The organism is Polaromonas jejuensis NBRC 106434 (assembly GCF_001598235.1).
Classification (GTDB): Bacteria; Pseudomonadota; Gammaproteobacteria; order Burkholderiales; family Burkholderiaceae_C; genus Polaromonas; species Polaromonas jejuensis.
This window is the reverse complement of sequence record NZ_BCYO01000015.1, coordinates 95,407-120,196: the sequence shown is the minus strand read 5'-3', so window position 1 is coordinate 120,196 and position 24,790 is coordinate 95,407. Positions and strand designations below refer to the sequence as shown.

Genomic DNA, 24,790 nt, shown 5'->3' with positions numbered 1-24,790 from the left:
CGCCCGAACGCACCAGGATAGGATCACCCGCGAGACCGCGCAGGCGCTTGAGCGCCGCGCTGACGGCGGGTTGGTACATTCCCAGGCGGATGGCGGCGCGTGATACGCTGCGTTCGGTGAGCACGGTGTTCAAGACCCTGATGAGATGGAGGTCTATCTTGTCGAAAAGCGCCTGGTCTGTCATACCTGTTCACCCATGGGGGTGATATGCGCCGGTGTATGCCGGCCATGGCCTGGCTGTTTTACCCTCATACGCATGTCTCGCATGACCCTCCCATCGGCTGTCCAAAATCCTGTCGAAACCATCCAGTTCGTCAGGCGGGGTGAAGTTGTAACTCTGGGCAATGTACCACCCGACCGCACGCTGCTGGAAGTGCTGCGCGAGGACCTCGCCTGCACCGGCACCAAGGAAGGCTGCGGCGAAGGCGACTGCGGCGCCTGCACCGTGGTGCTCGGTGAAGCCGAAGGCGATGCGATCCGCTACCGCGCCATCAACAGCTGCATCCGGCTGGCCCATTCCATAGACGGCATGGCGCTGTGGACGGTGGAAGACATTGCATCCGCCGATGGGCCATTGCATCCCGCACAGGAGGCGATGGTGCAGTGCCACGGCTCCCAATGCGGCTTTTGCACCCCGGGCTTTGTGATGAGCCTCTTCGGCATGTACCAGAACCATGTCAGCAAGGGCGAGCCCATTACACGCGCGCTGGCGCAGGAAGAACTCTCGGGCAACCTGTGCCGCTGTACCGGCTACCGGCCGATCCTGGATGCCGCGCAGAAGATGGGCGAGCTGCCGCCCGTGGCCGTGGACGAACCCGCATTGCTACAAAAACTGCAGCAGCTTGCGCCCACCGCTTCTGGGCTGGAGGCCGATTTCAGTTACCAATCTCCGCGCACGCTGGCCGGGCTGCTGAAGGCGCGTGCCGCACACCCCGGCGCGCAGCTAGTGGCCGGCTGCACCGACGTGGGCCTGTGGGTGACCAAGCTGCACCAGCAGTTTGAGCAGGTGCTCGACGTCACCCGGGTGAAGGAGTTACGCCGCATCGAAAACTACCCGCAGCACCTCGCCATTGGCGCGGCGGTGCCGCTCGCCGATGCCTATGCGGCGCTGGAAGCAGACCGGCCCCAGCTGCACAACTTTGCCGCGCGCTTTGCCGGCCTGCCGGTGCGCAACGCGGGCACGCTGGGCGGCAATGTGGCCAACGGCTCGCCGATTGGCGACTCCATGCCGCTGCTGATTGCGCTGGGTGCCAACGTCGTGCTGATGAGTGTTCGTGGCCACCGTGAAATGCCGCTGGAGCAGCTCTACACCGGCTACCGAAAAAACGTGATGGCGGCCGACGAGGTGCTGGCCTGGATCAAGGTGCCGAAGCCGACTGCGCTGGAAAACTTCAGGGTCTACAAAATCTCCAAACGCTACGACGACGATATTTCCGCGGTCTGCCTGGCCGTGAACCTGCAGATTGAAAACGGCGTGGTTCAAACCGCCTCCGTGGGTGCGGGCGGCGTGGCCGCCACGCCGGTGCGCGCCCTCAAGACCGAAGCCGCGCTGAAAGGCCAGCCGTGGACGCTGGCGACCGTGCAGCAGGCCATTGCCACGCTGCGGGCCGAGTTCTCGCCGATCTCGGACATGCGCGCCTCCGCCGCCTACCGGGTTGAAGTGCTGGGCAACCTGCTGCAACGCTACTGGCTCGAAAGCCAGGGCATGCGGCAGATCAACCTGGCCTCATTCACGCTGGAGGAAACAGCATGAACGCCGCCAAAGACCTTGCGCTCAGCCGTGACGCGGTGGCCGACCCGGAGGTGAAGGCCGCGAACGCGCGAGCCGCCACGCCCCGACGCAAAGCTCCGGCGGCCGGGCCGGCGCCCCAGGTGGCAGGGCGCCCGAAATTCCACGAGAGCGCGCGGGCCCAGGTGGCGGGCACGGCCACCTATGTGGACGACATCCCGGAAATCCGCGGCACTCTGCATGCCGCGCCGATTCTCTCCACCGTGGCCCATGGCCGGCTGCTGGGCGTGGATGCCGCGGCGGCGCTGGCCATGCCCGGGGTGCGCGCTGTGATCCTGGCGCGCGACATTCCCGGCGACCCCATGCTGGGGAATTTCGCGCATGACGAACCGGTGTTGGCACAGGACACCGTGCAGCACATCGGCCAGGTGATTGGCGTGGTGGTGGCCGACTCGGTGATGCAGGCGCGCCGCGCCGCCCGCCAGGTGGTCTGCCACATCGAAGCCCTGCCCGCCATCCTGGATGTGCACGACGCCCTCCAGGCGCAAAGCTATGTGCTGCCACCGGTTTTTGTGAAGCGCGGCGACGCTGCGCAGGCGCTGAAAAACGCAGCGCACGTCATGCACGGCACGCTGGAAGTCGGCGGCCAGGAACATTTTTACCTCGAAGGCCAGGTGGCCTATGTGCTGCCGCAGGAGCAAAACCAGTGGCTGGTTTATTCCAGCACCCAGCACCCCGGCGAGGTGCAGCACTGGGTGGCGCACGCCCTGGGCATTGACAACCATGCGTTGCGCGTGGAGTGCCGGCGCATGGGGGGAGGATTTGGCGGCAAGGAAACACAGGCCGGCCACCTCGCCGTCTGGTCGGCCATCGCGGCGCACAAGCTGCATCGCCCTGTCAAGCTGCGCCTGGACCGCGACGACGACTTCATGATCACCGGCAAGCGCCACTCCTTTGCCTACGACTACACCGTGGGCTTTGACGACGGGGGCCGCATCACCGGCCTGAAGCTCATGATGGCCGTCAACTGCGGTTTCAGCGCCGACCTGTCCGGCCCGGTGGCGGACCGCGCGGTGTTTCATGCCGACAACGCCTACTTCCTCGAAGACGTCGAGATCGCGTCCTACCGCTGCAAGACCCACATGCAGAGCAACACCGCCTTCCGCGGCTTTGGCGGGCCGCAGGGCATGATCGTCATCGAAACCATTCTGGGCGACATCGCGCGCCAGCTCGGCCTGGACCCGCTGGACGTACGCAGGCGCAACCTGTACGGCATCGAGAAGCGCAATGTCACCCATTACCAGATGAAGGTCGAAGACAACATCCTCGACCAATTGCTATCAAAACTGGAGCTGACTGCGCAATATCGGCGCCGGCGAGAGGCCATTTCGGCTTGGAACGCCGGCAGCCCCGTCATCAAGCGCGGCATGGCCCTCACGCCGGTGAAGTTCGGCATCTCCTTCACCGCCACGCTGTTCAACCAGGCCGGCGCGCTGGTCCATGTCTACACCGACGGCAGCGTGCAGGTGAACCACGGCGGCACCGAGATGGGCCAGGGGCTGAACACCAAGGTGGCGCAAATCGTGGCCGACGAACTCGGCGTGGCGTTTGAACAGGTGCTGGCCACGGCCAGCGACACCGGCAAGATTCCCAACGCCTCGGCCACAGCGGCCTCGGCCGGCACCGACCTCAATGCCCGCGCGGCGCAGTACGCGGCCCGCAATGTGCGCGACAACCTGGCGCAGTTTGTGGCCGGGCTGGACGGCTGCGATGCGGGCGCCGTGCGCTTTGCGGGCGGTGAGGTGCTCACCCCCGGCAGCGCCCGGCCGTTTACCGAGGTCGTCAAGCTGGCCCATGCCAACCGCATCCAGTTGTGGAGCGACGGCTTTTACCGCACGCCCAAAATCCACTACGACAAAGCCACACTGACCGGCCGGCCGTTTTACTACTTTGCCTACGGTGCGGCGTGCACGGAAGTCGCCATCGACACCTTGACCGGCGAGAGCCGCGTGCTGAAGGTCGACATCCTGCATGACGTGGGCACCAGCATCAACCCGGCCATCGACATCGGGCAGATCGAGGGCGGCTTTGTGCAGGGCATGGGCTGGCTCACCACCGAGCAGCTGGTGTGGAATGACAAGGGCCTGCTGACCACGCATGCCCCGAGCACCTACAAGATTCCGGCGACCGGCGACGTTCCCGAACACTTCAAGATTGAGCTGTGGCCCGAACCGAATCGCGAAGACAACGTGTTCGGCAGCAAGGCCGTGGGTGAGCCGCCGCTGATGCTGGCCATCAGCGTCTACGAGGCCTTGCGGGATGCGATTGCTTCGGCTCGTGGCGGCAAGAAGGGGGTGCGGCTGACCGCGCCGGCGACAGCCGAGAATGTGCTCAACAGCCTCAGGGCCTGAGCCACCCACTACTCGCTCATTACCACCAGCACCTGCGCATCGGTGCGGCCCAGCGAGACATAGATGTGACCGATGCCGCTGTCGAAATACGCCGACTCGTGGCGCCCGACTTCGATGATTTCGCCGGTCTCGAACTCGATGCGTACCCGGCCTGACAACACCATCACGAACTCCTGGCCCGGATGATGGATGAAGTCGGGAAACTGGCCCCGCTCGCGCGCCACGATGCGGCCATGCAGCGGCGTCATGCGCTTGCCCGGGAAGTCAGTTGCCAGCATGCGGTAGTCGTAGTTGCCCGAACTATAGGCCGGTCCCGCGCCGACCGGGGACCATACCACCGACGGTGCAGCCGCACCTGCCGGCGCCGGGGCCCGCCCGTCAAACAGCTGGCCCACATCCAGCGACAGCGCCCGCGCTGCTGCGGCGACCTTTTCATAGCCGACCGAGGTCTGGCCCAGTTCCATTTTGGACAGCGTGGACAGCGCCACGCCGGAACGCGCGGACAGCGCCTTGAGCGTCAATTGCCGCGCCTTGCGGTGTTCACGCAGCCTGAGGCCAAGCTGCACCCGGTCAGCCTCGGGTGCGGCGGCGTGGATGCGGGCATTGCGTGCAGACATGGTGTTTTCCCTTGGTCAGGCTGAAAATAGACGGATGGCACTGGACAGGCATGATTCTCGCATGTGAGAATTCTCAAATGCGAGAATATGACATTGTGATCTTTGGCGCCGGCATCGCCGGCGCGTCCCTGGCCTGGCGCCTGGCCGGGCAGCGTGGCGTGCTGCTGCTCGAACGCGAGGCCCAGCCCGGCTACCACTCCACCGGCCGCTCGGCCGCCATGTTCATGGAAAGCTACGGCCCGCCGGCCGTGCGGGCGCTGACCCGCGCCAGCCGGGCCTTTTACGAACAGCCGCCCCAAGGCTTTGCCACCGCGCCGCTCATGCAGCCCCGGGGGGCGCTGTACCTCGCCACGCCCGGGCAGGAAGCACTGATGGCGCAAACCCGCGCCGAACTGGCCACGGGCTGCCCCGACCTTGAAGTGCTGGACGCCCGCGCCACCTTGGAGCGCGTGCCCTGCCTGCGGCCCGAAATGGTGCACGGCGCCCTGTACGACCCCGGCGCCCAGGACATCGACGTGCATGCGCTGCACCAGGGCTTTCTGCGCGGCTTCCGGCAACAGGGCGGCGAGCTGCGCACCAGCGCTCTGCTGACCCAGGCCAGGCATGACGGACAGGGCTGGGCGCTGCAGTTTGCCGATGGCCAGGCGCTGCGTGCACGCGCCGTGGTCAATGCCGCCGGCGCCTGGGCCGACGAGCTTGCGGCCCTGTTTGGCGCCGCGCCCATCGGGCTGGTGCCGCACCGGCGCAGCGCCTTTACCTTCAAGGCACCCGAGGGCATGGACACCTCCGGCTGGCCGGCCGTCGTCGGCATGGACGAAAGCTATTACTTCAAACCCGACGCCGGCCAGCTGCTGGGCTCACCGGCCAATGCCGACCCCACCGTGGCGCATGATGTCGTGCCCGAGGAACTGGACATTGCCATGGGCATTTACCAGATCGAAAGCGTCTCGACCCTGACCATTCGCCGCCCCACCAGCACCTGGGCCGGGCTGCGCTCATTTGTGCCCGACGGCGAGATGGTGATCGGCTGGGATGGCGCCTGCCCCGGCTTTTTCTGGCTGGCAGCCCAGGGCGGCTACGGCATCCAGAGCGCGGCCGGCGCCAGCGCGCTGGCAGATGCCCTGCTGCGTGATGTGGCCTTGCCAGCCGAGCTGACCCAGTGCGGCGTTGAAGCTGCCGCGCTGTCACCGGCGCGCTTGCGTTAATCGACATCAGGAAATCACGGCCATGAACCAGCGCGCCATACCCCTCACTGAGCTTGACCCGGCTTTGGTCGAAGCCACCGCCCGCTACCGGGCGCGCAACCCCGCCAGCGAACGGCTGCTCAACGAAGCCGCCGACGTGCTGCCCGCGGGCAATACCCGCAGTGTGCTGTTCTACTCGCCGTTCCCGCTCTACATGGCGCGCGGCGAGGGCTGCCACCTGTGGGATGCGGACGGCCACCGCTACCTGGATGCGCTGGGCGAGTTCACGGCGGGCATTTATGGCCACTCGAATCCGGTGATCCAGCAAGCCATCGTGGCCGCGCTGCAGGACGGCCTGAGCCTGTCCTCGCACACGGCGCGCGAGGCTGCGCTGGCGCATGAGATCCAGCGCCGCTTTCCCGGCATGGCGCTCTTGCGCTTCACCAACTCGGGCACCGAGGCCAACCTGATGGCGCTGGCAGCCGCCACCGCGCACACCGGCCGGCGCAAGGTGCTGGTGTTCAATGGCGCCTACCACGGCGGCGTGCTGTCGTTTGGCGGCGGCGGCTCGCCGGTGAACGTGCCGCACGACTTCGTGGTCGCGCCCTACAACGACCTGGACGCGGTGCGCGCGCTGGTTCAGGCACATGGCCCGCAACTGGCGGCGATCCTGATCGAGCCCATGCTGGGCGCGGGCGGCTGCATCCCCGCAGCGCCCGCCTTTTTGCATGGCCTGCGCGCACTGGCCGACGAATGCGGCGCCTTGCTGATCCTCGATGAAGTCATGACTTCGCGCCTGTCTGGCGGCGGCCGTCAGGCGCTGCTGGGTTTGAAACCTGACCTCACCACGCTGGGCAAGTACTTCGGCGGCGGCCTGTCCTTCGGCGCGTTCGGTGGCCGGGCGGATGTGATGTCGCGCTTTGACCCGCGCCGGCCCGACGCGCTGGGCCATGCCGGCACCTTCAACAACAACGCGCTGACCATGGCCGCCGGCCTGGCCGGCCTGACGCAGGTGCTGACACCGGCTGCCCTCGACGCGCTGAACCAACGCGGCGAGCGCCTGCGCGAACGGCTCAATGGCGTGTTCACACGGCACGCGGTAGGGCTGCAGTTCACCGGCCTGGGCTCGGTGATGCAACTGCATGCCACCGACCGTCCCCTGCGCAACGCGGCCGACCTGGCCGGCACCGACGACCGCATCAAGGCACTGCTGTTTTTCGACCTGCTGGAGCGCGGCATCTTTCTGGCGCGGCGCGGGCTGGTGGCGTTGTCGCTGCCGTTCGGCGAAACCCAGGCCGATGAATTCGTGACCGCGCTGGACGCCGTGGTCGCTGCGCGCAGGCCGCTGCTGCCTGCCGCGCGCTGAAGTCCAAACTTTCATCCACTAAGGTCATCATGCAAAACAAACCCTTCAAGCTGCTGCGCCGCACACTGATTGCCAGCAGCCTCCTCTTCGCCGGACTCGCCTGCGCGGCGGGCTACCCCGAGCGGCCCGTCACGCTGGTCGCACCCTACCCGGCCGGCGGCGCGGCCGACGTGCTGGCGCGCATTCTGGCCGGGAAGCTCGAAGAGCAGCTGGGCCGGCCGGTGATCGTGGACAACAAGCCTGGCGCCGGCACAGCCATCGGAGCGGCTGCCGTCGCCAACGCCAAACCCGACGGCTACACCCTGCTCATCAGCTCCAACTCCACGTTCACGCTCAATCCGGCGCTGCAGGCCAAGCTTTCCTACGACCCGGTCAAGGGCTTTGAGCCCATTGGCATGGTCGGCACGGTGGCGCTGGCGCTGCTGGCCAATTCGTCGGTCGCCGCCACCAGCGTGCCGCAGCTGGTGGCTGCCGCAAAAGCCAACCCGGACAAGTTCGTCTATGGCAGCTTCGGCAACGGCACCTCCTCCAACTTTGCCGGGGCCATGTTCAACGCCGCCACCGGCCTGAAGATGATGCATGTGCCGTACAAGGGCAGCGCGCCGCTGATGACAGACCTGATAGGCGGGCAGATTCCCTTGTCGTTCGATACCGTGGTGGCCGCCATGTCGCAGCTCAAGAGCGGCAAGATCAAGGTGCTGGCGGTGACGACAGCAAAACGCTCGGCCCTGCTGCCCGACGTTCCCACGGTGGCCGAAGCGGGCTATCCCGGCTTCGAGATGAATGCCTGGCTGGCGCTGGTAACGCCGCACGGCCTGCAACCGGACGTCAAGGCCCGGCTCGACAAGGCACTGGCAACCCTGATGGCCAGCCCCGACACCCAGAACAAGATGAAGGCCGCCGGCTTCGAGCCCGGCTACCACGCCATCGCAGACTGGCCAGTCATGGTCTCGGCCGAGATCACCCGCATGCGCGGCATTGCCGAACGTGCGCAAATCAGAATGGATTGAACATGGACCAGACCCTGCCCGAAAAATCCGCCGTTGAACTGCGCCGCCTGATCGGCAGCCGCCAGATCTCGCCGGTGGAACTGCTGGACGCCTGCATCGCCCGCATTGAAAGTATCAACCCCGCCATCAACGCGATTTGCGCCACCGACTTCACCCGTGCCCGCGAGGCCGCACGCCAAGCCGAGGCGCAGGTGATGCGCGGCGAGCCGCTGGGCCCGCTGCATGGCCTGCCGCTGGGGGTGAAAGACCTGCAGGACACGGCCGGCCTGCTCACCACCTATGGCAATGTGCGGCTGCGCGGCAACGTGCCCAGCGCCGACAACGCGCTGGTGGCCCGGCTGCGCGCGGCGGGCGCCATCATCACCGCCAAGACCAATGTGCCCGACATGGGCGCGGGCGCCAACACGCGCAACCCGGTCTGGGGCGCCACCGGCAACCCGTTCAACCCCGCGCTCAATGCCGGTGGTTCCTCGGGCGGCTCGGCGGCGGCGCTGGCCACCGACATGCTGCCGCTGTGCACCGGTTCGGACACCGGCGGCTCGCTGCGCATTCCGGCGGCGCTGTGCGGCGTGGTGGGCCTGCGCCCCTCGCCCGGCCTGGTGGCCAATGATGCGCGGCCGCTGGGCTGGTCCGTCATTTCGGTGCTGGGGCCGATGGGGCGCAACGTGCTTGACACCGCGCTGATGTTTGCCGCCAGCGTGGGCCCCGACGCGCGGGATCCGCTGTCCTACCCGGTGGAGGCGTCGACGCTGTGGCCGCTCAAGGAGGTCGATCTCTCGACCCTGCGCGTCGGCACGACGGAAGACTTCGGCCTGTGCATCGTCGACCCGGAAATACGCAGGGTGTTCCGCCAGCGCGTCGAAGCAATCCGGCCGCTGGTGGCGAGCTGCGAGCCGGTGGACCTGCAGCTGGGTGACGCCGACCGCGCCTTTGACATCCTGCGTGCGGAAAGCTTTGTTGCCGCGTTTGCCGACACCTGGCGCAAGGAGCCCGAGACGCTGGGCCCGAATGTGCGCGCCAACATGGACATCGCGGCGGCCATCACCCTGGCGGACCGGGCCTGGGCCCACCTGGAGCAGACCCGCATTGCGCGCCAGTTTGCCAGGGCGTTCGAGCAATACGACCTGATCCTCGCGCCGACAACGCCGGTCACGCCCTTCCCCTGGACCGAGCTGTACGCCGGCAACATCGACGGCCAGGCCATGCGCAACTATTACCACTGGCTGGGCCTGACCTATGTGGTGACGCTGGCCACCAACCCGGCCCTGTCGCTGCCCTGCGGCAGCGACGAACACGGCATGCCGTTTGGCCTGCAGGTCATCGGGCGCCTGCGCGGCGACGCGCAGTTGATGGCGGCGGCCCAGGCGCTGGAGCAGGCGTTTGAAGCCACGCCGGCGCTGCGCCGCCCGAAGCCAGACATGGATGCGCTGCGCACCGCGCGGCCCGAGCTCAAGTCCATCGTCACGCATCCGCCTGAGGCAGACGGTTTCAGAGACTCCGGCGACGGCATGACGGCTGTTTAGCCAATATGTTGGGCAGAAAGGCAGCGAGTGAGCTGCCTTTCAACAAATCGAATAGCATGAGAAGCTATGACCCTGACCCCCGAAGCTCTCAAACGCATCGCCGCACTGACGCTGGCGCATTATGAGCATCACGCCGATGAGTTCTGGCAGGGCACGCGCGATCATGACGTCAGCCAGAACATCGCCGCGCTGCTGCAATATATCGAGGCAAGCCCGCCGTTCGAGCTGCTCGACTTCGGCTGCGGGCCAGGACGCGATCTCAAGACCTTCAAGGAACTCGGACACCACCCCACCGGCCTTGAGGGTGCCGCGCGGCTGGCCACCATGGCGCGCGCCTACAGTGGCTGCGAAGTGCTGCAGCAGAACTTCCTCGAACTCGATTTGCCTGACGGGCACTTCGACGGCGTGTTCGCCAACGCCGCACTGTTCCATGTCCCCTGCCAGGCCTTGCCGCAGGTGCTCAAGCAACTGCATGCCACCCTCAAGCCGGGCGGCGTACTCTTCAGCTCCAACCCCAGGGGCGACGGCCGGGAGGGCTGGAGCGGCGAGCGCTACGGCGCCTTCCATGATTGGCAGACTTGGCGCAACTACCTGCTGGCTGCAGGATTCGTCGAACTGACGCACTACTACCGCCCCGCCGGCCTGCCCTTCGAACAGCAGCCCTGGCTGGCCAGCGTGTGGCGCAGGCCGACGGTCTGAATGGCCGGGCGGTCACTTCGTACGCCGCTTCTATTCAAGTCTGTCTCAGTCGCAATGGAGTGCAAGCGGTCGGCATGGTCCACCATGCGTGATCGGGAACACGGTGCGCCAGATTCGCGATGGGCACTACGGGCGCGGTTTCGGTTTCTCCTGCCTGCGGGTCAGCACCAACGCAATGCCACCCAGGATTGCCACGGAGGCAGCCGCCAGGCGTGGTGTGATCGCTTCCGACAGGAACACCACTCCGCCAAATGCGGCGATCAGCGGCACCGACAACTGCACCGTGGCGGCTCGCATGGCGGAAAGCTTGTTCAGCGCGGCATACCAGATGACATATCCGAGACCGGACGTGAGTGCGCCAGAGGCAATGGCCAGGGTGACCCCGGCCGCATCCGCGTGAGCGTTGGCAACGAAAAGCAGGCTCAGCACGAGGGCGAGCGGCGCCGCCCGCACGAAGTTGCCCGCCGTGGCGACCAGCGGGTCGGGCAGGCCGCGGCCGCGCAGCGAGTACACCCCCCACGCCACGCCTGCGATCGCCATCAATGCCGCGCCGAGGAGCGGCGGCGCAGCGACACCCGGCGACACCAGGTAGACGAGCCCCGCGACAGCCAGGGCGAGACCGAACCATGCGATGAGCCCGAACCGCTCGCCCGAGTGCAGGCCGACGCTGAACATCGTCAACTGAACAGCGCCGAACAGAATCAACGCGCCCGTGCCCGCGGGCAAGGTGAGATACGCGAAGGAGAAGAACGCGACATAAGCAAACAGCATGGCCGCCGCGAGCCAGTCGGCATGGCCGGGCGAGGACCGTTGCGACCGGAATCGCACGATGACGGCGAGCGTGATCGCTCCGGAAACCAGTCTGATGCTGGCGAAGCTGGCCGGATCGATGCTCCCTTGCTGCAACGCGAGCCGGCACAACAGTGAATTGGCCGCGAAGGCGAGCATCGCCACCGCGGTGAGGACGGCCGTCTTCAGGGTGAGCCGGCCATCGCCCGCTTCAGGCATGGGTCGCCACCAGGATGACGGCCCAGGACAGTAGCGCGACACCGAGCGGCGTGCTGAGACGCTGGCCCCAGCGAACGTTCTTTTCAATGGCCATCACGGCCGCGAGCAGGAGCATCCAGCCAAGGCTGCCGGTGCCGAGCGCGAACATCAACAGCATCAGCGCCCAGCAGCAGCCAACGCAAAACAGGCCGTGGTGCGCGCCAAGCGCGAACGCATGCCGAGCCTGGCGCTCGCCACGCCAGTGCCCGATCACGAAGCTCAAGGGCGTGCGGCACTTTTCCAGGCACCGGTACTTGAGCCTGCTGAACTGAAAGGCGCCGGCCAGGGCAATGGTCGCGGTGCCGATCAGCCAGCCATGCCAGGCCAGTGCGGGGACGCTGGCGAGCAGGGTCAGCACTGCGCTGTGAAGTGCATGCGCCAGCAGCCCGAAGGCGCCCCACACCGTCATGTAGCCCAGGCCGAGCAGCATGAGGAGGCGCCCGTGGTCCGGGCGGTGGGCCGTCAACCGGTCGAAGGTATTGAACAACGGCAAGGTGGTCGGCAGCATCATGGCCGCCGTCATGAGTATCCACGCGGCGGCGTAGAGCGCCATGGGCACGACCACATCGCCGGCGGGAACGACACGGCACAGAAACGCCGCCGGTCCCGACGCGGTCCAGTCATCATGTTCGAGATAGCGCCCGTACGGGCTGCGCGCCCACGCCCACAAGGCCACCCACGCGAGCGCAATCAGCGCGGCCAGGACCGGGATGAACACGCGGCGGTGACGAGCGGCGCCGGCCGGCGATGTCCGCGCCGGCGTGGCGCCCGCGGTAACGCTCATGGGTGCACCGCCTCATGCGTCGAAGACGAAGGTGCTCTGCAGGGCGTTGTGGTTTTTGATGTCAAGGTCGATGCCGAGGGCGGCGTTCCTGGACCGATAGGTCGGGGCCTTGCCAACAAACACCGGCGCCCCCGGCACCGTCGAGAACACGGTATCGGAGAGCGTGGTCAGCCCCCCCATCGCACCACGATAGGGCTCGAGTTCGGCATAGTAGTTTTTTCCGATCTCGAGCTGGCCCTTGCCTTCCTCGACGGTGAAGCGGATCGGCGCCCGCTCCACCGACACGACCTCGCCGATCAGCTTGGCGAGATCGGCGACCGGTCCACCGGCCTGGCCGGTGTAGACCTTGAGCAGCGCCTCTTCCTGCGCCTTGGAGGCCTGGTCGTCGACAAAGATCGCGGCCCTCCAGTTGCCTTCCAGGATATTGCCGGGCACATGGGCCACGGCCGCGATGGTGTTACCGCCGACGTCGACGCCGTCGACCGTTCCCTTGTCTATGCGCCACGCGACAATGGTGTCGCAGGTGCCGTTGTCCGGGTCCTCGCCAATCCAGCAGGGGCACAGGACGTCGCAGTTGCAGACCTCGAGCAGGCGACCTTCCAGGTGATAGCTCATACGAACCTCCGTTAAAGAAGCCACACGAACACGGACTTGTCGCCGCGGATCGCTGCGGCAAGGAAGACAAAATTCTACGCCGCGTGGTGAACCAAATCAAGTTCGATGACGGCCAGGCAAGCCGTCATGCGAGGACGTTGAGTCAATCAACCTGGGTGTCGAAAGGACTCTTTGCAGTCGCTGGGCCATGTCGAAAGCGGACCGTCGCCCCGTCGCCTTCGAGTAAAGCAGATTAGCAACATCCGCTCCTGCCTCGGCCGACCTTAAGGCCGTCGAAACGTCACTTGCTGGGACGACCAATATTTTGAATTCAGTTGGTCAAGCCTGACTTCTCCGCCAGTGGACGGCGCGTGCACAAAACGGCCACCTCCGACATAGATGCCAGCATGGGTAACTACGTCGCCTTGTGCAAAAAGGACCAAATCACCCGAGCGAATGTGGTCACTCGAAACCGTCTGCCCCCAATATTGCAGCCTTGACACGGTTCGAGGTGGCGCAACCCCCACTCTCGTTTGGTACACGTGGCCAATCAGTCCACTGCAGTCAAAACCCGACTCTGGCGTATTGCCCCCATAGCGATATGGCGTTCCGACGAGGCCGACAGCATAGATCGTTATGTCGTTGGCCTGCCCTGACGAGATGCTCGATGACACTACCGACGTTTCCCTGGAGGCATCGTCCCCAAGAAAGGATGGCGTGGTGTTGCATCCACCCAAAGCGAGAAAAAGCGTCATCGCACCGTAAGCAGCCGCGAGCTTTTTGCAAGTGTCCATGTCATTATCTTGACCGTTCGCAATCAAAAAATATAGCGTTGGTCAGTTCCATTTGGCATAAACCCAACAGCTAAACGCTGCGCCAACGGCCCAGAGCAACCACGTCTGCGGGACTGCGTATGGGTACGCCATCAAGGCTACGCCTATCCAGGTAAGCGCAGGACGTGATGTTTTCCGACCCCGCCTAAACGAGACATATCCAACGATACCGAACAAGATGGCGCCGGCGATGTAGGCCGGGCTGGGTAAAACCAAGCCAAGTGCTTCAAGATTTTTCAGTTCATCCATGCCGCATCCTAGCGGCATCGCCAGTTACCTCAGTCTTGCGCTCTGGGCCCGAACGGCTCCGGCAGAATACGGTCAGAACCGGCCGGTTCGGTATCCAATCGCAGGTCTACTTCAGACTGACTCCTGACTGTCGAATATCGAAACGGCCTGGTCCAGACCGGTCACTCAAGGCTACAGGTTTTGGTCAGCAATGCGGCCGCGATTCCGATGGCCCCGGCACCCGCGGATCCGTCCGAAAGCGGTCGCTCAGGGTCAGACCGCACAACCGGCCGTGGCAACAGCCTCAAGTCCTGGCACTTCATGGTGCGACTTGCCGGCCGCGACCTGCGCCGACGCGCTCGACTGAATGCCATTCTTCGCGGCCACCACTTCCGCCATGATCGACAGTGCGATCTCGGCCGGCGTCTTGCTGCCGATGTACAGGCCTGCCGGTCCATGCAGGGCCTGCAGCGCGGGTTCTGAGAGATCGAAGTGCTCGCGCAGCCGCTCCCGACGCTGAGCGGTGTTGCGACGCGAGCCGATGGCGCCGACGTAGAACGCGTCGGACTGCAATGCGTCGATCAGTGCCAGGTCATCGAGTTTCGGGTCGTGCGTCAGGGCCACGACGGCGGTACGGGCATCCGGCTGTAGTCGCATGATCAGGTCATCCGGCATCTCGCGGCTCAGCACCACGCCATCCAGACTCCAGCTGACGCCGTGCTCCTCGCGCGGGTCGCAGACGATCACCTCGAAGCCCAGGCTCAGCGCCATCTGGCACAGGTAGCGCGACAGATCGCCGGCACCGATCACGATGAGGCGTGCCTTCGGACCCAGGTAGGTGGTGAGGTGGCGGTCGTCCAGCCGGGGCACGCCGTCGCGCCGGCCTTCGTGCAGTGCCACCCGGCCCGTGCGCAGGTCCAGCAACCGCTCGGTACTGCGCCGCTGCTGGCAGGCCAGCAGCAATTCATCCAGCCGGCTGTGGCCCGACACCGGCTCCAGCACGAGCTCGACCGAGCCGCCACAGGGCAGGCCGAAGCGGTGAGCTTCATCGGCCGAGATGCCGTAGCGCAGCACGGCAGGCGTGGGCGTGGCGCAGACCGCCCGCACGCCGCCTTCGCGGATGCAGTGGATCAGGTCATCCTCGATGCAGCCGCCCGACACCGAGCCGACGGTCTCGCCCCTGCCATTGATGGCCATGAGCGAGCCGGGCGGCCGGGGCGAGGAACCCCAGGTCCGCGCGACGGTGACGAGCACCACCGACAGGCCCGCCGCCTGCCAGCTCAGCGCGGTGCGCAGGACCAGGGTGTCGAGATCTTCCATGGTGCCGGTGTCCTTCTGGGTTCAGGCCAGGTTGAACGGCAGTTGGCGCAGCCGCTTGCCGGTCAGTTGCGCGATGGCGTTGGCGAATGCGGGTGCCAGCGGCGGCAGACCCGGTTCGCCCATGCCCTTGGGCGGCTCGGCGCTGGGCACGATGTGGACATCGAACGCCGGCATGTCGGTGATGCGGGCCACCGTGAAGTCGCCAAAGTTGCTCTGTTCAACCACGCCATCCTTGAGTGTGATGGCCGAACCTGGCAGGCACATCGACAGGCCCATGACCGCCGCGCCCTGCACCTGCGCTTCCACGCTGCGCGGGTTCACAGCCAGGTTGCAGTGCACGCCGGAAGTGACCCGGTGCAGCACGGGTTTGCCTTCCCGCACCGAAGCTTCCACCACGTAGGCCACCACGGATTCGAAGGACTCGTGCACCGCCACGCCCCAGGCGCGGCCGGCGGGCAAGCGCCTCTTGCCGTAGCCGCTCTTGTCCACCGCCAGTTGCAGCGCGGCGCGGTGGCGCGGGTGCTTGTCGCCCCACAGCTGCATGCGGTAGGCCACCGGGTCCTGCTTCGTGGCGCGGGCGATCTCGTCGATCAGGGTCTCCATCACGAAGGCGGTGTGGGTGGAACCCACGCTGCGCCACCACAACACCGGCACGTTGAGCTTGGGGTGGTGAACGGTGAGCCGCATCGGCAACGGGTAGGGGTCCCGCATGCCCTCCGTGGCTGTGGCGTCGATGCCGTTTTTCACCTGGAAACCCTCGAACACCGAGCCCGAGGTGACGGACTGGCCGACGATGACGTGGTCCCAGGCCAACACCTTGCCGCGTTCGTCGAAGGCGATGCGTGCAGTGTGCACATGCATGGGGCGGTAGTAGCCGCCCTTGATATCGTCCTCACGGCTCCACAGCGTGCGCACCGGCAGGTTCAGGCCGGCAGCACGTGCGGCCTTGGCGACCTCGCAGGCCTCGACCACGAAGTCGCTCGTGGCCGAGAAACGCCGGCCAAAGCCACCGCCGGCCATCTGCACATTCACCCTCACCTGCTCGGGCTTGAGGCCCAGCACGCGGGCGACCGCGGCGCTGTCCAGACCGGGGCACTGGGAGCCGGTCCACAGCTCGGCACGCCCTTCGGTCAGCACAACGGTGCAGTTGAGCGGCTCCATCGGCGCGTGGGCCAGGTAGGGGAACACGAACTCCGCTTCCAGTTGCCGGGGTGCGTTCGCGAGCGGCCCCATGTCGGCGTCGAAGTGGCGCGGGCCGGGCCGTGCGGCCAGTTCGCGATACTGGACCAGTTGCCGTTCGCTGTCTACCTTCTCTGCGGCGGCTGTGTCCCACTGCAGCTTCAGCGCGTCGCGCCCCTGCTTGGCCTGCCAGTAGCCGTCGGCCACCACGGCTACGCCTTCGCCGCCGCGGTCCAGCGGCACGCGCAACACAGCCTTCACGCCCTTGATGGCGCGCGCCGCGCTGTCGTCCACAGCGGAGAGCTTGGCGCCAAACACTGGCGGACGGGCCACCAGGGCGGTGAGCTGGCCGGGCAGGCGAACGTCGATGCCGAAGTCCTGACGCCCGCTGCTCTTGGCGCGCGCGTCCAGGCGCGTAGTGGGGCGGCCGATGATGCGGAAATTCTTGGGGTCCTTCAGGGTCACCTTTTCGGGCACCGGCAGGGCCATGGCGGCCTCGGCCAGTTCACCGTAGCCGAGTTTGCGTCCGTCAGGCGCGAGCACCTGGCCGGCCTGCGTGCGCAGCGTGGTCACGTCCACGTTCCAGCGCGCAGCCGCAGCGGCCAGCAACATGGCCCGGGCGCGGGCGCCCAGTTCGCGGTACTGCGTGAAGCTGTTCTTGATCGAGTTGGAGCCGCCGGTCAGGTGAATGCCAAAGAGCGGGTCGAGGTAGGCGGGGTCGCTCGAGCCGTTGCGGCTGCGGACCAGGCTCCAGTCCGCATCCAGCTCCTCGGCCAGGATCATCGGCAAGCCGGTCTGCACACCCTGGCCAAACTCCAGCCGGTTGATGGTCACGGTGACCTCGCCATTCGGGGCAATCTGCACGAAGGCCGACGGCTGCTGCGTCGGCTTGAGGGCGCTGGCCGCCTGCCCGCCACCGTTGGCCTGCGCCGTTGCCAGGTGAGGAAAGGCGCCGAGCGCCAGGCCGCTGGCACCAGCCAGCTTCAGGAAGCTGCGGCGCGGCAGCGTGGCGCTTGGGTCGGATTGGCCCCGGGCCAGCAGGTGCTGCAGGGCGCGCGGCAGTTCGCGGTAGTCGGTATGGGGCAACATGACGGCTCCTTCAGGCGAGGGCTTTGGCGGCATCGGCCACCGCGGCGCGAATGCGGGCGTAGGTACCACAGCGGCAGATATTGCCGGCCATGGCGGTGTCGATCTCGGTAGCGCTAGGCTGCTTGCCGCGCGGCAGCGACTTCAGGAAGGCGGTGGCGCTCATGACCTGGCCACTCTGACAGTAGCCGCACTGCGCCACGTCGTGCTTGACCCAGGCTGCGTGTACGGCTGTCCCGACACGGTCACTGCCATCGGTCGCTGATTCGATGGTGGTAATTGTCTTTCCTTCGGCGGCGGAGATGGGCGTGATGCAGGAGCGGATGGCCTGGCCGTCCAGATGCACGGTGCAGGCGCCGCACAGCGCAGCCCCGCAACCGAACTTGGTGCCGGTCATGCCCAGCGTGTCGCGCAGGGCCCAGAGGATGGGGGTGCCGGGGTCGGCGTCGACCCTGTGGTCACGGCCGTTAACGTTGAGCGTGTTCATGGTGGTCAGTTCTCCGTGGGTGAGTTCTGTAACGCTGCCTGTGCCCTGTGCCTGTGTGAGCCAGACTTTGCTCATGTGTCAGAACTCCTTATCTGGCGGATGAACTGTAGGGGTGAGCGTTAGAAAGAAAAAGCGCCAAATAATTAATGACTTGTGAAGGGTTGCTTCAATATAGAAACCCGATCAAGTGACCAGATTGAGTGCGTTTGTGGAAGGAGGGATGTTTCTCCCGAGATCACTTGGCGCCGTCGAGCACCCATTGCGCCAGCGACTGCAGATCAGCATCGGGAACCTGGGCCTGCGCCGGCATAGGCATCGGCCCCCACTTTCCCGAGCTGCCCGACTTGATGCTTGCCACCAGCTGCGCGGCGGTTCCTTTTCCCCCGCCGTATCTTGCTCCGATATCTTTCCAGGAAGGGCCGACCACTTTGACGGCGGGCTGGTGGCATGCGACGCATGTGTACTTTTGCGCCAGTGCCTGGCTGGCCGATGCGCAGACCGGCCAGACGCTCACACAGGCAGCCAGCGTTGCAAGCAGAGCGGTCGCCAAGGAGCGCAGAACAGCTGTGGTGGGAGGAGTGCTGCGTTTCTGTTTCGATTCTTCGGTCATTTCTGTTTCATCCTCGATAGGGTTGTGGGGTTCAGCAGACACTGTTTCGTCGATTTCGCGCAGCTCTTCGAGCGGGAGCTGGAGACCAGCTGCCGCCTTCGGTCGCAGTCAATGCCCGGTTCAAAGACGCCTTGAAACAACGGGTCAGCGATTGACGAGTTGCTGTCGGTCTTTTGCGTACCGGCCACCTTGCACGGTGATGTTCGAGACGGCATCGTTGATTTCGCGAAGCTCCTCCGGGGACAGTTCCACGTCAGTGGCCCCGACGTTCTCTTTCAAGCGATGCAGCTTCGTCGTCCCGGGAATTGGAACGATCCAGGTTTTTTGGGCCAGAAGCCAGGTGAGCGCGATCTGTGCAGGCGTTGCCCGCTTCTGCGACGCAATCCCGCCGACCAGATCCACCAGCACCCGGTTCGCCTTGCGGGTCTCTGGTGCAAACCGTGGAACGGTGTTACGGTAACGGGGCCAGGGTCGCACCCACGTGGTAGATTGGGCAGAACTTGCATGCTCAATGCGATGGCACCGCGCCGATTTGCTGTAGCAAACCCAACATATCAGGCTGGCCATGCTCTTCAACAAACTTACCGTCAGAGAGACGATAAAAGTTCATGGCCTGTACGACAATTTTTCTTCCAGAGGGTGGGACACCGAAGAACGTTCCTTGATGCGTGCCGCGCATAGTGAAGCGGGCAGCTACTTTTTCTCCTTCAACCACCAATTCGTCAAGAACCCACTGAATATCAGGAAAGCCTGCTCGCATCATTCCAATGATTGTTAAATACCCAACTGGGCCTCGCATTGGTTCTGGTTGTCCCGGCACATGAAATATGGCATCTATCGAGATGAGTTCTTCCGCTAATTTTTCATTGGCGGTATTAATAAACTCTACAAAGCGATGCATCGTAACTTTATTGGCTTCTGTAGTCACAGTAATGTTCTTTATTGATGTTTATGGCGGTTTAAGTGCTCTTGGTATTTGCGCATGGGCGTATTAAAACGCCCCATGTTTTTGATAACTACTGTGGCAAGCCTTCCGTCAGAATGACTGTGCTGGTGCCCTTGGTCGCCGCGATGCGGAATTTGCGCGCTGCGGTGTATTCGGGCGAGTTATAAAAGCGCTGGGCATCCGCAAGGTTTGGAAACTCAACCATGCCAAAGACGGACCGAGGCTTACCTTCCGCGCCTTTGACCTTCATGTTGAATATGGTCACCTTGCCGTTGTAATTCGCAGCCAGCGAACCCGCCGCGTCCATGTATTTTTGAAACATGGCTTGGTCTTTGATGTCATAGCTGATCACCATGTAGCCATGCGGTTGCACTGTGGGCGCTGGAGCGGGTGTGGCATTCTGTGCTTGCGCATGTCCGGTTGCGGCAAGTACGAAGGCGGTCGCCAAAAGGCTTTGGGCGATGATTTTTTTTATGCTACGTTTTCCTCAAGTTGCTGGGTAGAGTGGGTGGAGTGACTTTTGAATGCCTGTTGCAGATGCGCACGAAGTCTCACAATGTCGCCTTCAACATCGGCTTGCTTCATCACGTCATGGCAAGAGAATGAGGGCAGAATTTCTACGCCACAGAACTTGTAGTTGGCGGTGTTGGTGACGAAGACATCATCAACGGTTTTGCCCTCAAATAGATTTTGGCGTGCGTCGCCGAATGCTTGCGCTGGGGCGTTCCACGTCAATGAAATCATGTATTGCTTGCCCTGCAGCAAGCCGCCCGTGCCGTACTGCTTGGTGGGGTCTTCGCGGGTGCGGCCATCACCTGTGATAAAGCTCCCCTGCATCATGCCGGCGGTAAACACCTCATCCACGTATTTCTTGTAGATCCACGGCATGCCAAACCAGTAAACCGGAGATTGCAAGATGATGAGATCGGCCCACAGGTGCTTCTCCACCTCATCCCCAATGTCAAAACCCTTTTCGATGTCGGTTTGCTGGAATTCGTATCCGCGCTTTTCCATTTCTTCCTGGATGACGCCCACCACGGTCCTGTTGAGGCCGCCGGACGAAATTCCCTCATGGAACTGGTGTGCGTTGATCAGTAAAACTTTCTTCATTTCTGCTCCTATGAGTAGTTAACGACCCTATTCAGAATGAGCCGTCAACCGAATGACACGGCTCCGCATGTACGCGCATATCACGCTGGCGAGCTGCACTGCCCGGCATGAACATCGCAATCGCATCTGGTGGCTTGCTCACCAAGCATTCCTTGTGCAATGGCCGAAGTTTAGGGATCACCATAAGAAAGAAAAATACCCTAATGCTGCATGCCTTGTGAAGGTATGCTTCAAGGTATGAAACTGAATCAGATGGACGGATTGATGGCGTTCTGGAAGGTGGCGGAGCACCGCGGGTTCACTGCGGCTGCGGCGGAACTGGAGGTCTCGCCCTCCGCCCTCAGCCAGGCCATCCGGCAGCTGGAGGCCCGCCTGGGCGTGCGGCTGTTGAATCGGACGACACGCAGCGTGAGCCTGACGGAAGCCGGCGAGGCCTACCTCGCACGGATCGGCCCGGCCCTTGGCCAGGTGGTCGAGGCGGGGGAGGAACTGAACGTCCTCCAGGGACGGCCCGCCGGCACCTTGCGGCTCAATGCCGCAAGGATTTCCACCGCGATGGTTCTGCGCCCGCTGCTGGCCGGCTTCCTCCAGGAGAATCCCCATGTCCAGCTCGAGCTCACCAACGATGAGGGCTTCGTGGACATCGTCGAGAAAGGTTTCGATGCCGGTGTCCGCATGGGCGAGAGCGTCCACCGGGACATGGTGGCCGTCCCCTTGGGCGGGCCGGTCACCGTCGCGGTGGTTGCTTCACCCGAATACCTGCGGCGCTTTCCTGCGCCGCGCCATCCGGATGAGCTGGTGCGGCACAACTGCGTGCGCTTCCGCTTTGCAGCCACGGGGGCGATCTACAAATGGGAATTCCAGGTGAATGACCGTCTGGTGGAGTACGAGGTCAAGGGGAGCCTGACCATCAGCGACACGCTGTTCAGCGTGGACGCCGCACTTGAGGGCGTCGGCTTGGCCTACACCTTCGAGCAGCTGGCACTGCCCCATATCCGGGCCAAGCGGCTCAAGCGGGTATTGACCTCGTTCTCACCGACGTTTCCCGGCTTTTACCTGTACTACCCCAGCAGGCACGATCAGCCGACGAAATTGAAGGCACTGATTGAGTACACCAGGCGTCACACGTCTTGAGTGAGGTGTCTCTACACGTGTTAAAACCTGCTCGCTCGCCAGCGACGTCTATGGGCAGGCTCGAGCCGTAACACCCGCGGACGCGGCTTGGGGGGTCTGACGCCTCCTCCGGCCGCCGCTTTGATTCCGCAGTGTGCGCCTTAGGCACACGTTTTCTGACATGTACCTTCACGCCTGCTTTGGGCACGAAGCTGGCCGCCACGAGAGACGGCTGACGGGTAACCCCGCTCATGCAATTGGGTTGCCAGGAAGCGGGCACTGCCCACCGGCAGCTATCGTTTAGGTTTGTTCATCGTTTAGGTTTGTTCATCGTTTAGGTTTGTTCATCGTTTAGGTTTGTTCATCGTTTAGGTTTGTTCGACACCTGCCCGCGCAACACACCAATGACGTGATGCCCCTGAATGGAGGACAGGTGTCGAACAAACCTCGAGGGAGGAAACCGCGGCGCACGTGGCGGTGTCGGTTGACGCTATGGCGATTGCAGGCGTGCGGTGGCGCGGTGATGGTGCGCTCGATTGGCGTGCAGACTCTCGGCGACGAGGCGAATGCAGGCAATGGTGCGCAAGGTCGCGTCAGACAAGATGGTGCGCAGGCATGGACGTAAGGGTACAACGCGCCAGACACGAGGTGACCGTGCCGACGCGTGAAGCGTCGACGAACTTGAGTTGCGCTGGCAGCCAGGAGTGCTCATGGCGTGGGCCGATGAGGTGGCGCGCGGATCGTCTCGCCGCGCGTGAAGGTCTGCACGATGGTCATCGCGTGGCCGCAGTGCGGGCAGACGAAGGTCGGTCGCGCCGTGTCCAGAGAATCGTCGCAGGGCTGCGGATCCTGCGGCGGCACTTGCAGCAACTGGCGTGCGAGAGCTAGGCTGGCGGTTCGGTTGCAGTTGGCCAGCAGCCCGTAGTGGCGGATGCGGTGGAAGCCGCCGGGCAGCACGTGCAACAGAAAGCGGCGCATGAACTCGCCCGCGTCGAGCGTCATGGCCTTGTAGCGGGTGCGGCCCTTGGCGCGGTAGTCCTTCCAGCGGAAGGTCACGCCGTGCTCATCGAGCGCGATGAGACGGCTGTTGGAGATGGCCACGCGGTGCGTGTAGCGCGACAGGTACGCCAGCACCGCCTCGGGCCCGGCGAACGGGCGCTTGGCGTAGACCACCCACTCGCATTGGCGCAGCGGTGCTAGCCAGCGGGCGAACGCCTCGGCGTCGGCCAGCGGCGCGTGCTCACCGAAGAATTGCAACCGGGCATCGCGATGCGCCTGTTGCAGCGCTTCGAGAAAGCGCCGGCGGAACAAGCGGGACAGCACGCGCACCGGCAGGAAGAACCCGCGCCGGCAGGCGATCCAGTGTTCGCCATCGCGCGTCAGGCCGCCGCCGGGGACAACGCCATGCACGTGCGGGTGGTGCGTCAGAGCCGAGCCCCAGGTGTGCAGCACCAGCGTCACGCCCAGGCGCGCGCCAAGGTGCTTCGGGTCGCCGCCGATGGTCAAAAGGGTCTCTGCGGCGATGTCGAACAGCAAGCCGTAAACGACGGCTTTGTTGCAGTACGCGATGTCGGCGATGGGCGCCGGCAACGTGAAGACAACGTGGTAGTACTCCACCGGCAGCAGATCGGCGGTGCGTGCTTCGAGCCAACGTTGGGCCGCGCCGGCCTGGCACTTCGGGCAGTGCCGGTTGCGGCAGGAGTTGTAGGCGATCTGATCGGTGCCGCACCCGTTGCAGCGCAAGACATGCCCACCCAATGCCGCGCTGCGGCACTGCTCGATGGCCGACATGACCTTGAGTTGGGCCAGGCTCAGGTGGTCACGCTGAGCCTGACGCCAGGCAGGTCCATGGAGGCGGAAGATGTCGGCGACTTCCAGGGCGGCGTGCCCCACGACGGCAGGACTACGACGACGGCAGCGTCTCCAGTGGACTGATCACCGCGCGCAGCACTTCGGTGGCCACATGGGTGTACAGCGCGGTGGTCTCCAGCCGCTTGTGGCCGAGCAGCACCTGGATCACCCGGATATCGACCTTCTGCTCCAGCAGGTGCGTTGCGAAGCTGTGGCGCAGCGTGTGCATCGACACTCGCTTGTCGATATGGGCGGCGTCAGCGGCCAGGTGGATCGCGCGATTGAGTTGCCGGGTGGACAGCGAGTCCATGGGGTTGAGCCCCGGAAACAGCCAGCCATTGGGCAGGATCTTGCCCTGCGCGTGGCCCACCCGCCACCATGCCCGCAGCCGCTCGAGCAGCACGGGCGAGAGCAAGGCATAGCGGTCCTTGCGGCCCTTGCCTTGCTCCACGCGCAGCGTCATGCGCTCGCTGTCGATGTCGGTGACCTTCAGCGCGCAGACCTCGCTGGCGCGCAGCCCGGCCCCATAGGCCACGGACAGTGCCGCCTGATACTTGGGGTTCGGTGCAGCAGCGATCAGGCGAGCGACCTCGTCGCAGCTCAGCACTACCGGCAGCGGGCGCGGCTGGTGCACAGGCTGCACCTTGACCATCAGCTCGGCGTGGCCCAGCGTCACATCGAAGAAGAACTTCAGGCCGCTGAGCGTGGAGTTGATGGTCGGCGGGGACGTGCCAGTGTCGACCATGTGCAGTTGGAAGGCCCGAAGGTCCTCGGCGGTGGCGGTGTCCGGCGATCGCTTGAGAAAGGCGGCGAGCCTGCGCACGGCGCGGATGTAATGGATTTGGGTCTTGCCGTTGAACTTGCGCATGCGCATGTCGTCGATCATGCGTTGCCGCAACGGGGAGACGGAGGGCGTCAATGAGCTCATGGTTCACTCCAGTCGAAGAGCGAGGCGGATTGCCTCACCCGTCAACTTGGCAGAACCAGCGGCGGAACGAATAACCACGATGTCGCCGAAGCGATTACCGCGAGAGCGGTTTAGTCCCCCGCTGCCATCCCGTCG

Annotated in this window: 24 protein-coding genes; 8 read left to right on the top strand and 16 right to left on the bottom strand. The window is 64.7% G+C overall.

Features of this window, described 5'->3' with window-relative positions; translation table 11 throughout:
* A partial coding sequence (locus tag PJE01S_RS16600; protein WP_157090367.1) for a helix-turn-helix domain-containing protein occupies positions 1–184 on the bottom strand: 184 nt, incomplete at its 3' end.
* Between the two features lie 81 nt (positions 185–265).
* On the opposite strand from PJE01S_RS16600, the gene xdhA reads away from it, so the two are divergent.
* Both xdhA and xdhB read left to right on the top strand, forming a co-directional pair.
* Positions 266–1,753, top strand: a complete 1,488-nt coding sequence (xdhA, locus tag PJE01S_RS16595; protein ID WP_068834751.1) for a xanthine dehydrogenase small subunit — start codon at positions 266–268, stop codon at positions 1,751–1,753.
* Entirely contained in the window at positions 1,750–4,140 is a 2,391-nt protein-coding gene (gene xdhB / locus PJE01S_RS16590; RefSeq protein ID WP_084389604.1) for a xanthine dehydrogenase molybdopterin binding subunit, read from the top strand. The genes xdhA and xdhB overlap by 4 nt, the downstream gene beginning before the upstream one ends.
* An 8-nt stretch (positions 4,141–4,148) precedes the next feature.
* Here the strand turns inward: xdhB and PJE01S_RS16585 are convergent, their stop codons facing one another.
* Entirely contained in the window at positions 4,149–4,757 is a 609-nt protein-coding gene (locus PJE01S_RS16585; protein ID WP_068834750.1) for a helix-turn-helix domain-containing protein, read from the bottom strand.
* A 77-nt stretch (positions 4,758–4,834) separates the two neighbouring features.
* On the opposite strand from PJE01S_RS16585, the gene PJE01S_RS16580 reads away from it, so the two are divergent.
* The 5 genes from PJE01S_RS16580 (at position 4,835) to PJE01S_RS16560 (ending at position 10,539) form a co-directional block, all read left to right on the top strand.
* Positions 4,835–5,962, top strand: a complete 1,128-nt coding sequence (locus PJE01S_RS16580) for an NAD(P)/FAD-dependent oxidoreductase (RefSeq protein WP_068834749.1) — start codon at positions 4,835–4,837, stop codon at positions 5,960–5,962.
* 22 nt (positions 5,963–5,984) lie between these two features.
* Positions 5,985–7,307 (top strand): aspartate aminotransferase family protein, encoded by a 1,323-nt coding sequence (locus tag PJE01S_RS16575; protein WP_068834748.1) that lies wholly within the window; start codon positions 5,985–5,987, stop codon positions 7,305–7,307.
* 29 nt (positions 7,308–7,336) lie between these two features.
* The gene (locus tag PJE01S_RS16570; protein ID WP_068834747.1) at positions 7,337–8,317 is read left to right on the top strand and encodes a Bug family tripartite tricarboxylate transporter substrate binding protein; all 981 of its coding nucleotides are present in this window, start codon (positions 7,337–7,339) and stop codon (positions 8,315–8,317) included.
* A 2-nt stretch (positions 8,318–8,319) separates the two neighbouring features.
* Positions 8,320–9,840: an amidase gene (locus PJE01S_RS16565; RefSeq protein ID WP_084389603.1), complete on the top strand. Its 1,521-nt coding sequence runs from the start codon at positions 8,320–8,322 to the stop codon at positions 9,838–9,840.
* Positions 9,841–9,906: 66 nt separating this feature from the next.
* Complete coding sequence (locus PJE01S_RS16560) at positions 9,907–10,539, top strand: class I SAM-dependent methyltransferase (RefSeq protein ID WP_068834745.1); 633 nt, start codon at positions 9,907–9,909, stop codon at positions 10,537–10,539.
* 126 nt (positions 10,540–10,665) lie between these two features.
* Here PJE01S_RS16560 and PJE01S_RS16555 read toward each other — a convergent pair whose 3' ends face one another.
* From PJE01S_RS16555 to PJE01S_RS16510, 12 genes are all read right to left on the bottom strand, one after another.
* Positions 10,666–11,547, bottom strand: a complete 882-nt coding sequence (locus PJE01S_RS16555) for a DMT family transporter (protein WP_068834744.1) — start codon at positions 11,545–11,547, stop codon at positions 10,666–10,668.
* Positions 11,540–12,370 carry a DUF2182 domain-containing protein gene (locus tag PJE01S_RS16550; protein ID WP_068834743.1) on the bottom strand — a complete coding sequence of 277 codons (831 nt, stop codon included), beginning with the start codon at positions 12,368–12,370 and terminating at the stop codon, positions 11,540–11,542. The genes PJE01S_RS16555 and PJE01S_RS16550 overlap by 8 nt, the downstream gene beginning before the upstream one ends.
* A 12-nt stretch (positions 12,371–12,382) precedes the next feature.
* Complete coding sequence (locus tag PJE01S_RS16545) at positions 12,383–12,985, bottom strand: DUF1326 domain-containing protein (protein ID WP_068834742.1); 603 nt, start codon at positions 12,983–12,985, stop codon at positions 12,383–12,385.
* Positions 12,986–13,248: 263 nt separating this feature from the next.
* Positions 13,249–13,719 (bottom strand): C40 family peptidase, encoded by a 471-nt coding sequence (locus PJE01S_RS24610; protein ID WP_157090370.1) that lies wholly within the window; start codon positions 13,717–13,719, stop codon positions 13,249–13,251.
* 579 nt (positions 13,720–14,298) lie between these two features.
* The gene (locus PJE01S_RS16540; RefSeq protein ID WP_068834741.1) at positions 14,299–15,345 is read right to left on the bottom strand and encodes an XdhC family protein; all 1,047 of its coding nucleotides are present in this window, start codon (positions 15,343–15,345) and stop codon (positions 14,299–14,301) included.
* A gap of 21 nt (positions 15,346–15,366) precedes the next feature.
* On the bottom strand, positions 15,367–17,613 hold the full coding sequence (locus PJE01S_RS16535) for a xanthine dehydrogenase family protein molybdopterin-binding subunit (RefSeq protein ID WP_068834740.1): 2,247 nt from the start codon (positions 17,611–17,613) through the stop codon (positions 15,367–15,369).
* A gap of 10 nt (positions 17,614–17,623) precedes the next feature.
* On the bottom strand, positions 17,624–18,097 hold the full coding sequence (locus PJE01S_RS16530; protein WP_068834759.1) for a (2Fe-2S)-binding protein: 474 nt from the start codon (positions 18,095–18,097) through the stop codon (positions 17,624–17,626).
* A 235-nt stretch (positions 18,098–18,332) separates the two neighbouring features.
* Entirely contained in the window at positions 18,333–18,707 is a 375-nt protein-coding gene (locus PJE01S_RS16525; protein WP_157090366.1) for a c-type cytochrome, read from the bottom strand.
* A gap of 144 nt (positions 18,708–18,851) precedes the next feature.
* Positions 18,852–19,274 (bottom strand): aldo/keto reductase, encoded by a 423-nt coding sequence (locus tag PJE01S_RS24600; protein WP_084389600.1) that lies wholly within the window; start codon positions 19,272–19,274, stop codon positions 18,852–18,854.
* Complete coding sequence (locus PJE01S_RS24595; RefSeq protein WP_174548552.1) at positions 19,216–19,635, bottom strand: ester cyclase; 420 nt, start codon at positions 19,633–19,635, stop codon at positions 19,216–19,218. The genes PJE01S_RS24600 and PJE01S_RS24595 overlap by 59 nt, the downstream gene beginning before the upstream one ends.
* An 88-nt stretch (positions 19,636–19,723) precedes the next feature.
* Positions 19,724–20,101: a DUF1330 domain-containing protein gene (locus PJE01S_RS16515; RefSeq protein ID WP_218017527.1), complete on the bottom strand. Its 378-nt coding sequence runs from the start codon at positions 20,099–20,101 to the stop codon at positions 19,724–19,726.
* A 23-nt stretch (positions 20,102–20,124) separates the two neighbouring features.
* Positions 20,125–20,763, bottom strand: a complete 639-nt coding sequence (locus PJE01S_RS16510; protein WP_068834737.1) for an NAD(P)H-dependent oxidoreductase — start codon at positions 20,761–20,763, stop codon at positions 20,125–20,127.
* 237 nt (positions 20,764–21,000) lie between these two features.
* Between PJE01S_RS16510 and PJE01S_RS16505 the strand changes: the two genes are divergently transcribed.
* Positions 21,001–21,897, top strand: a complete 897-nt coding sequence (locus tag PJE01S_RS16505; RefSeq protein WP_068834736.1) for a LysR family transcriptional regulator — start codon at positions 21,001–21,003, stop codon at positions 21,895–21,897.
* 687 nt (positions 21,898–22,584) lie between these two features.
* Here the strand turns inward: PJE01S_RS16505 and PJE01S_RS16500 are convergent.
* Together PJE01S_RS16500 and PJE01S_RS16495 are read right to left on the bottom strand one after the other, a co-directional pair.
* Complete coding sequence (locus tag PJE01S_RS16500; protein WP_068834735.1) at positions 22,585–23,769, bottom strand: IS91 family transposase; 1,185 nt, start codon at positions 23,767–23,769, stop codon at positions 22,585–22,587.
* A 10-nt stretch (positions 23,770–23,779) separates the two neighbouring features.
* Positions 23,780–24,655 carry a tyrosine-type recombinase/integrase gene (locus PJE01S_RS16495; protein ID WP_068834734.1) on the bottom strand — a complete coding sequence of 292 codons (876 nt, stop codon included), beginning with the start codon at positions 24,653–24,655 and terminating at the stop codon, positions 23,780–23,782.
* Positions 24,656–24,790 lie beyond the last annotated feature (135 nt).